1 protein-coding gene is annotated in these 640 nt (G+C 71.4%); it reads right to left on the bottom strand.

The genetic code is table 11. From position 1 onward, the window contains the following. A partial coding sequence (locus G3I71_RS45495; protein ID WP_275409425.1) for a sigma factor occupies window positions 1-363 on the bottom strand: 363 nt, incomplete at its 3' end. Between the last annotated feature and the right edge of the window lie 277 nt (window positions 364-640).

Raw genomic sequence — 640 nt, 5'->3', positions numbered from 1 at the left:
GCGCGAGCGGCGGCGCGCGCCGCGGCTCGCCCAGTCCATCGAGCGCAGCTCGTCGAGCAGCGCGCCCTTGATGCGCAGCGTCGCGTACCGCGCGAACGGCACGTTGGTCGACGGGTCGTAGGCGCGGGCCGCGAGGACCAGGGCGAGGGCGCCGGCGGACGCGAGCTCGTCGCGGCTCACCGTCGGGGGCACGCGGTGGAGGATCTCGGACACGTTGTAGCCCACGATCGGCAGGTGCTCGACCACGAGGTCCGTGACGTCCACGGGGGTGCTGTTCACGCTCACACCGATGGCCTCGGTCGGGGCCGACGCGAGGTTGAGGGTGGGCGCGCACCCACGTTCCGAGGGCAGGAAACGCCTCATTGGGACCTTCGTGCGCGACCGGGCCGACGAACCCGTCCGAACCCCCGTAGACGGGCTCGCGCATGTGACATAGATCACATCCGTTTCACGCGCCCATCCCCTCGTGACCGCGCAAGCGCTTCCGATCAGGCGTGACGCCCGCGGCAGGTCACGGCGTCCCGGTTGCCTCGGGCAGATGTGCGCCGCAGGCCGCACGAAACCGTCAGATCCTCCCGCGGTCGTCCGATGGGTAGCGTCGACAGGCCGGTGCGGCGAACCGACGCGACGAGGAAGAGGT

The sequence above is a fragment of the Streptomyces sp. SID12501 genome, assembly GCF_010550245.1.
In the GTDB taxonomy this organism is placed as follows: Bacteria; Actinomycetota; Actinomycetes; order Streptomycetales; family Streptomycetaceae; genus Streptomyces.
The sequence above is the reverse complement of the archived record's forward strand: the minus strand, read 5'-3'. Positions and strand labels throughout refer to the sequence as shown.